The following is an 8,177-nucleotide window of genomic DNA, read 5'->3' as shown; positions in this document are numbered from 1 at the left end:
CGCTCTAGTCAACCAACTCCATCCTTACTCCCCAAAGTTCCTACTACTGATTAAGTAATAAATGCTTCCTATACATTATGTGTCTTCCGAGATGATTTAGTCTTAATTTTCATCGATGAGCTTGTGTGTTTAGTCGCTGTAGCTTCTTCAATCATTATATTTTGCTCGATTTCAGCAATAAATTACCCCCATGAACGATTACGCCAATATCTGTTGGTTGGTTGGTTGGTTGGTTCGTAATTCGTAATTGAACAGTGTACAGCAGCGCACACCAAAATCTCTGATTGGTTTGTCTACAACACACTCTCTACTAGCGTCGGAATAATTCATCATTGAATCAGCTCGATGTTTTGAACATACTCCAACTTCCGTCAGACGTAAATTCCACATCATTTTATCTTTAACTAAATTCAAGTCAATGTTATACAAAGAATTAGAACACATCATAGATACTAAGATACAAAAAGCTATCCGAAAGCACGAGACCGTAGTTGCTTTCATTAGTAGTATTATTGGCTTAATTTTTATAGGAGGTTTGTTCCACGCTATACTGCTCAACCACACTCAAATTCATTCATTTTGCTTGAACTAATTACTGTTGCATTCAATGGGCTTTTATTATCAAGTGTTTTCTCATGGAGCTAGTTTTATGAAATTTGGTATTTCTACTCTTTTTTTGAGCGGATCTTCAGTAATGGTGATAGCTTTGACTCTTAGCTGACAAGTGAGTAAAAGTTGATCTGAACTAAACATAGAACGTGTAGCCTGACAATCTTATATTTCAAAGTAAAAAGGTAAGAATTCATAATTCAGAAGGCTTTGATAAACAAGCTTAATAATTTTTGGAACAGCCTTGTAGCCTTGTATTGAAGATTTTTAATCCCAAATCTAAAATCTAAAATTACTATGACAGGTCGCCGAGTATTGTTTTTGGGCATCTTTGTAAGCATCTTTCTCACCTATGCAATTTGGGTCGGTGGTAGCATTCCTGCAAGCATCACCAAATTTCCTGACCAAGGATTAAACTGGTACTACTGGAAGCTTCCCAACCCGACCTTTTGGAGTCGAGCGACGGCTTGGGGGATGTACTTTGTGCATCAGTTTAGCATCTGGGGGTGTATCTTGTGGGCGCAGCGATCGCAGTTGAAATACACATCAGCTTTGCACCCAATTAATTACCTCATGCTTGCCATTAATGGTGCATTCATCGCTTTACACTTCCTCCAGACTTATATTTGGTACGATGCTCTAGCTCAAGATACTTCCATTTGGGCTTCTCAAGGTGCAGTTGTACTCTTACTCGTCTTCGTACTAATTTTGGAAACGCCTCGACGCGGGTTGTTTTTTGGCAATTCTGTTCCATTTCATCAACAGTTTTTGCAAATTATCAAGCTGTACCACGGCTACTTTTTCTCTTTCGCCGCTATCTATACCTTTTGGTATCATCCAATGGAAGCGACTTGGGGGCATTTGATTGGTTTTCTTTATATGTTTTTGCTTCTGCTCCAATCGTCGTTGATCTTTAACCGCACCCATGTAAGCCGTTGGTGGACATTCACTTTGGAAATTACAGCGCTTTTACATAGTGTCGTTGTGTCGTGGATGCTAGGACAAACCAAGTGGCCAACATTTCTCTTTGGTTTTCTTGGCATTCTGGTGCTTACTCAGCTTCACGGACTACCTCTGGGTATCTGGACTAAACGTACTATCTACGGAGCCTTTCTAATGAGTGTACTGGCTGTTTATGGACTAACTGAACGCGGCTTGGGCAGAATTTATGAAGTAACCTATATTCCTCTAATTGAGTTTGGGCTGGTTGGGGCAATTTACTTAATTTTTCTGCTCATCTTATGGACGATTTCCTGTTTCCCTGTCAAGGTGTAATATGATGCCTGTCAAAATACTCATACCCTGAATTTTTGTCCAAAGGCAATAAAATACATCAGTAATTAGCCAATTACGCACATTATACCCCCACTTTGAGGCTACGGCACTCCACCCTTTTTGCCCTGCGGATTGCAACAGTGACAGTTCAAAGTACTCATCGCGCCCATGCCACACTAGTTCCATAGACGAGTGCAAAGCTCGAATCAAAATGGCGTTTGGAAGTAGCGATCGCACGCAATATGATTTCGTCAGCAGCAATCGGCTAGTGCAGATATTTAACTAAATGGAATTTTACACGGCGGCAATGCCTGAGCTATTGGTTCACTCACTTGCTCAGGCATTACCAGGGGAGCGATGGCTTGAGAACTGTGTAAAGTAAAGTTTTGTAAATTATTCAAGTTCTTGCGAAAAACTGGAGTTTTCGGGTGAAGACTTAGTGGGCTAATTATTGGCTATTTAGTAGCTAGTAACTTGATTTATGCTTAACTAAAGTTTGCTGCTGCTATTCATGGAGGCAAGCAATGTCAGGTTTGGGTTTTACTCATTGGAGTGCTTCAGTGGCTGTCGCTTTAGGTATCAGCTTTTGTACCATTGATTATGCAAGCGCTCAAATAACTCCAGATGGTACTTTACCAAATAACTCTAGCGTCACAAGAGAGGGTAACACCTTTAACATTACTGGAGGAACTCAAGCTGGTGGTAATTTGTTTCACAGCTTTGGTGAGTTTTCTGTGAATACTGGTGGCACTGCTTCTTTTAATAACGCTGTAGATATTCAAAATATCATTAGCCGAGTAACAGGTGGTTCAATCTCCAATATTGACGGGTTAATTCAAGCTAATGGTACAGCTAACCTGTTTTTGATCAATCCCAATGGAATTGTATTTGGTGAAAATGCCCAATTAAATGTTGGTGGTTCCTTTGTTGCGACTAGTGCGAATGCACTGCAATTTGGAAATCAAGGATTTTTTAGCGCTACGGATAAAAATATCCCTTCACCGTTGTTGACTATTAATCCTTCAGCATTGCTGTTTAATCAGATTAATCAAAACGCAGCGATTCAAAATAATTCAGTTGCATTTGCAGGAACAGATCCAGCAGGTTTTAACGCATTTGGTTTACGAGTACCAAATGGTAAAAGTTTACTGCTAGTGGGTGGTAATGTCAGCATGGATGGGGGACAATTAAATGCTTATGGCGGGCGTGTTGAGTTAGGAGGGTTGGCAGAACTTGGTACTGTAGCGCTGGGTGTAGATGGTGATAATCTCAGCTTGATATTTCCTGATAATGTTGCGCGAACTTCGGTATTCCTTACTAATCAAGCTGCGATATACGTAGAAGGTGCTGGTGGCGGTAATATTGCAGTCAATGCCAGAAATCTAGAAATATTGGGAGGAAGTTTTTTAAGTGGTGGTATTGGGAGAAATTTGGGGACACCTGAAACTGTTGCCGGAGATATTATGCTGAATGTTACTAGGGAAATCCAAGTTGGTGGTAGGAGCGGAATTGCTAATATTGTGCGTTTGGGGTCACTTGGCAATGGGGGTAACATTACTATTGATTCTGGTTCTTTCTCATTACGCGATGGCGCTCAACTTGTAGCCTCAACATATGGGCAAGGGAATGCGGCAAATGTAACAGTCCGTGCCAAAAATGCTGTTTCTCTTGCAGACGCTTATATCTTCAGCACGGTGGAATCAGGAGGTGTAGGTAAAGGAGGCAATATTGATATCAATGCTGCAACATTATCACTAATTGATGGCGCTCAACTGGCAACCGCTACTCGTGATGCATTTGATAATACCCAGCTAGGAGGACGGGGGAATGCGGGAAATGTCAATGTGAGAGTAACAGGTGCTGTTGAGATTGCTGGAAGAAACAGTGGGATTTTTAGCAGTGTGGGCACAGAAACAGTTGGTAATGGGGGTAACATTACCATTGATTCTGGTTCATTCTCGTTACAAAATAGCGCTGAAATTGCTGCCTTAACTTATGGGCAAGGGAATGCAGGGAATGTGACAGTGAGCGCAAAAGATGCTGTTTTTCTTGCAGATGCTAGCATCTTGAGCACGGTGCAATCAGGGGGTGTCGGTAACGGAGGTAATATCAACATCACTGCTGTAAAATTATCACTAATTGATGGTGCTCAACTGCTAACTATTACTCGTGGTGCATCTGCTAGCCAGCCGGCAGGACGAGGAGATGCGGGGGATGTCGATATTAAAGTTAGTGGTGCTGTTAATATTGCTGGGCAAAAAAATGGTTTTATCAGCGCGATTGCCAGCAGGGTAGAAACGGGGACAGTTGGCAATGGGGGTAACATTACTATCGATTCTGGTTCCTTCTCGTTACAAAATGGCGCTCGACTTTCTGCCTCAACTTATGGAAAAGGAAACGCGGGAAATGTGACAGTGAGCGTAAAAGATGCTGTTGACCTTGCAGATGGTAGCATCTTTAGCACGGTGGAATCAGGGGGTGTCGGTAACGGAGGTAATATCAACATCAATGCTGCAACGCTATCACTCACTGATAGCGCTCAACTACAAACTATTATTCGTCGTGCATTATTTGTTAATCAACTAGCAGGAAGAGGGGATGCGGGAAATGTCAATATTCAAGTTAGTGGCGCTGTTAATATTGCTGGGCAGAAAAACGGTTTTTTGAGTTTCATTAACAGCAGCGTTGAAACGGGGACAGTTGGCAATGGGGGTAACATTATTATCGATTCTGGTTCCTTCTCGTTACAAAATGGCGCTCGACTTTCTGCCTCAACTTCCGGAAAAGGAAACGCGGGAAATGTGACAGTGAGTGCAAAAGATGTTGTTGACCTTGCAGATGCTGATATTTTTAGCATGGTGGAATCAGAGGGTGTCGGTAAAGGTGGCAATATTGACATCAATGCTGCAACATTATTACTCACTGATGGCGCTCAACTTTCTGCCTCAACTTTTGGACAAGGGAATGCGGGGAATGTGACAGTGAGTGCAAAAGATGCTGTTGACCTTGCAGATGCTGATATTTTCAGCACGGTGGAAGCAGGAGGTGTCGGTAAAGGTGGCAATATTGGCATCAATGCTAAAACCCTATCACTAATTGATGGCGCTCAACTGCTAACCCTTATTCGCCAAGCATCTACTACCCAGCCAGCAGGACGAGGGGATGCGGGGAATGTTAATGTTAATGTTACTGGCGCTGTTGACATTACTGGGGAGAAAAATGGTTTTCCTAGTGGGATTTCCAGCCGGGTGGAAACTGGGACAATTGGCAGTGGGGGTAACATTACCATCAATTCTGGTTTATTCTCATTACTTGATGGTGCTCTACTGACTGCCGAAACCCTTGGGCTAGGTAATGCAGGCACAATCAAAGTTAATGCTGCTACTCAAGTCAATATTTCTGGTAAAAGTTCAAATAACAGTGGCTTGTTTGTTAACTCCCAAAGTCGAACGGGTACTGCTGGAGATATTATCGTCACCTCACCTAGAATTACTCTAGACAACAGTGGCACACTCAACGCCGAATCTGCATCGGGTAACGGTGGCGATATCAACTTAGAAGCTGATTTACTCCTTCTGCGTCGTGGCGCTCAAATCTCTACCACCGCAGGTACGGCAGAAGCTGGTGGTGATGGTGGTAATATCAGTATTAACGCACCGTCGGGCTTTATCATTGCCGTGCCTAATGAAAATAGTGACATCGCTGCCAATGCTTTTACAGGTGCGGGTGGCAGAGTAAATATCAAAGCGAACGGCATTTATGGTATTAAGTTTCGTGAAAGTCCAACTCCCTTGAGTGACATCACTGCTAGTTCACAATTTGGTACACAAGCGACTGTAGAACTCAACACACTTGGTATCGACCCCAACAGTGGCTTAGTTGAGTTACCCAGAATCGGTGTCGAAACTGAAGTAGCTCAAGTCTGCGATAGTCCAGGTTATGCTCAAAGCAGCTTTATTATCACAGGACGCGGCGGTTTACCTCCCAATCCTACTAAGGATATTTTAGCCGCCAATACAGTAGAAGTAGGTTGGATATCGCCCAAGCCTAGCAGTAATGCCAACTCTGGGAGACGCTACGCGAACAACGGGCTACGCCTACGCAGCAATCCACCTGTTACCAGTAGGGCAGTAACAACAACGTCAGAACGTATTGTAGAAGCAAGTGGATGGGCACTAAACGAAAAAGGAGAGGTAGTACTTACAGCGAATGTACCTGCTGAAGGTCGTGATTCCTGGCAGAAAGATGTACCTTGCAGCGTTTCTCAGGCGGCTCATCAATAAATACGAAATGCACGTCAAAATTGCTTAAATGCTGAACAATGCAAGAATATGTCTTGTAATAATTGTGTATATTAAAGCCAATTGCCTACTAGAACATAAGGTGCCCAGAAATAAGGGCTTTTTTGTTTAACAAATACAGTTAATTGAGCGCGTTGGAGTGCTTGGGCTTTACTGATCCCAGTATTTAAGTTTCGATAAAATTCACTCATGAGTTTAGCAGCCCATTGGTCGTCTACTGACCATAAACTTGCTAGGGTACAGAGTGGTGTCAATCATTGCTCTCAACGTTGTAAGAGAATGCCACGCTTAAAAAATATATTTTTGCCTCTTCTCAAGAAATGGTGGCCTTTCCGCCTTTAAAGCGAAACTCAAAATGGCTTGTATTTTTTACGTATTCGTGTATTGCATAAACTTATACTTAATTTTGGTTAAATATGAAGTTTTGTAATAACTTTAAAATCCCGCGAAAATTCTAAGTTTTGGAATGATGTCATTACAGAGGCAAAAGAAGGTAAGAGCCTGTCAAGAAACAACTTTCACAATTTGCAACCTAAAGAGCTTACTGAGAAAGCATTTCTAAGTAAAAAGAAGGAAGGTTGTTTCGTGACAAGCTCTAAGTGAAAACTGAAGCTATTAACAAAATCGATTGAGTTAGGTAAAAGTTATGGCAAATATCATTGGAACCAACGGTAATGATACGCTAGTAGGCAGCGAGTTAGCGGACACGATTAACGGTCTTGCAGGTAACGATAACATCACAGGGAACGAGGGCGATGATCTTTTATATGGTACTTTAAGTACTTTTTTATACGGAGAGATTTTCAATGGTCCTGTCAGTGGCAATGATATTATTTTTGGGGATGAAGGTAATGATGTTGTTGTTGGTGGAGATGGCAATGATATTCTAGATGGTGACTCCTTTCTCCCGGTATTGGGATCTGCACGAGACTATGTTGGGGGCGGAAGAGGCAATGATACGATTTATGGGGGTGAAGACAGTGACGCCCTTTTTGGTGATGATGGTGATGACATCCTTTTAGGTGAGGATGGTAGTGACATTCTTAGTGGTAACTTTGGTAATGACACCCTCATTGGTGGCTTGGGTGCTGATGAATTTTTCTTCTTCAGCAGCCGCGTAGTTGATGGTATTGACATTATTACAGACTTTAATTTTGTTGAAGGTGACAAAATCCGAGTTCAACTATCTTCGTTTGGCGCTTCCTCCATTAGCGACTTCACCTACGACACCACAAATGGTTACTTGTTTTTTAAAACAACTCAATTCGCCATTATTGAAAACAATCCTTTAGGGTTCTCAATCCCTCTAGATATTGTGTTTAGTCCCTGAAATAGATTATAGTGCTTGCAAAAATTTGCCTATATTCTCTGACGGGGCAACAACCGCCCCCGAAACCCATAGCTTTCAAGAAACACATTCGTCGCTATGATGAGCATTTCCAGCCAGAGGCTGGAAACGAGATTTGAAAGGAGTTTTACCTTAAGTTGACACCAATGAGCATTGCTGTGCCCTATTGTGTATTGCCTAGAACGGCAAAACTAACTGGAGAGGTGGGACTAAAGGCTTAATTACGTATGCGTATTAGAAAATATCAAACGAGTATACTATGCTTCAACCTACCTCTAGCAAGTTTTACCGCTTTAGTGTATTGCTTCCATTCGAGAACCGCTATATACCAGGGTCAGTAAAGCGATCGCTGACGTCCAAAGGCGATAAAAAAGTATCGGCTCAAAATTTCGGGGTAGAGATTTATTCAGGTAGCCACGACCAACCAAATGGGTTAGAAGAAGACTTCTCTCGAATAATGTTACCCAAACAGGGAATATCACCGAGTTGCAAAATCCGGTCATGCATATACTCAAAAAAGCTAATACCTAACTTACGAGTAGTGGCAACCAGGGACATGAAAATATCCCATGCTTTGGTACCAAGTTCTGTTTGGGTGGCATAACTAATCTTGCGTCGCTGTACCATAGTTCTAGCAGCCAACT

Annotated in this window: 5 protein-coding genes and 1 pseudogene; 3 read left to right on the top strand and 3 right to left on the bottom strand. The window is 42.2% G+C overall.

What is annotated here, in order from left to right:
* Window positions 1–198: 198 nt before the first annotated feature.
* Window positions 199–447 (bottom strand): hypothetical protein, encoded by a 249-nt coding sequence (locus H6G97_RS51975; protein WP_206759151.1) that lies wholly within the window; start codon window positions 445–447, stop codon window positions 199–201.
* 459 nt (window positions 448–906) lie between these two features.
* On the opposite strand from H6G97_RS51975, the gene H6G97_RS40000 reads away from it, so the two are divergent.
* Together H6G97_RS40000 and H6G97_RS39995 are read left to right on the top strand one after the other, a co-directional pair.
* On the top strand, window positions 907–1,884 hold the full coding sequence (locus H6G97_RS40000) for a hypothetical protein (protein ID WP_190946168.1): 978 nt from the start codon (window positions 907–909) through the stop codon (window positions 1,882–1,884).
* Between the two features lie 524 nt (window positions 1,885–2,408).
* Window positions 2,409–6,167 (top strand): two-partner secretion domain-containing protein, encoded by a 3,759-nt coding sequence (locus tag H6G97_RS39995; RefSeq protein WP_190946167.1) that lies wholly within the window; start codon window positions 2,409–2,411, stop codon window positions 6,165–6,167.
* Window positions 6,168–6,238: 71 nt separating this feature from the next.
* Here H6G97_RS39995 and H6G97_RS39990 read toward each other — a convergent pair whose 3' ends face one another.
* Window positions 6,239–6,439 (bottom strand): CHAT domain-containing protein, encoded by a 201-nt coding sequence (locus H6G97_RS39990; RefSeq protein WP_190946166.1) that lies wholly within the window; start codon window positions 6,437–6,439, stop codon window positions 6,239–6,241.
* Between the two features lie 392 nt (window positions 6,440–6,831).
* Here H6G97_RS39990 and H6G97_RS39985 point away from each other — a divergent pair, with 392 nt between their 5' ends.
* Window positions 6,832–7,515 carry a calcium-binding protein gene (locus H6G97_RS39985; RefSeq protein ID WP_190946165.1) on the top strand — a complete coding sequence of 228 codons (684 nt, stop codon included), beginning with the start codon at window positions 6,832–6,834 and terminating at the stop codon, window positions 7,513–7,515.
* Window positions 7,516–7,935: 420 nt separating this feature from the next.
* Here the strand turns inward: H6G97_RS39985 and H6G97_RS39980 are convergent.
* Window positions 7,936–8,177: pseudogene (locus H6G97_RS39980) on the bottom strand (hypothetical protein); the annotation flags it as partial.

Origin of the sequence: Nostoc flagelliforme FACHB-838 (assembly GCF_014698065.1) — a bacterium.
In the GTDB taxonomy this organism is placed as follows: domain Bacteria; phylum Cyanobacteriota; class Cyanobacteriia; order Cyanobacteriales; family Nostocaceae; genus Nostoc; species Nostoc flagelliforme_B.
This window is presented reverse-complemented; position numbering and strand designations above follow the sequence as displayed.

What these genes read in the sequence shown, in the direction of transcription:
- H6G97_RS51975 (WP_206759151.1), bottom strand. Translation starts at nt 447, where the DNA reads ATGATGTGTTCTAATTCTTTGTATAACATTGACTTGAATTTAGTTAAA.
- H6G97_RS40000 (WP_190946168.1), top strand. Translation starts at nt 907, where the DNA reads ATGACAGGTCGCCGAGTATTGTTTTTGGGCATCTTTGTAAGCATCTTT.
- H6G97_RS39995 (WP_190946167.1), top strand. Translation starts at nt 2,409, where the DNA reads ATGTCAGGTTTGGGTTTTACTCATTGGAGTGCTTCAGTGGCTGTCGCT.
- H6G97_RS39985 (WP_190946165.1), top strand. Translation starts at nt 6,832, where the DNA reads ATGGCAAATATCATTGGAACCAACGGTAATGATACGCTAGTAGGCAGC.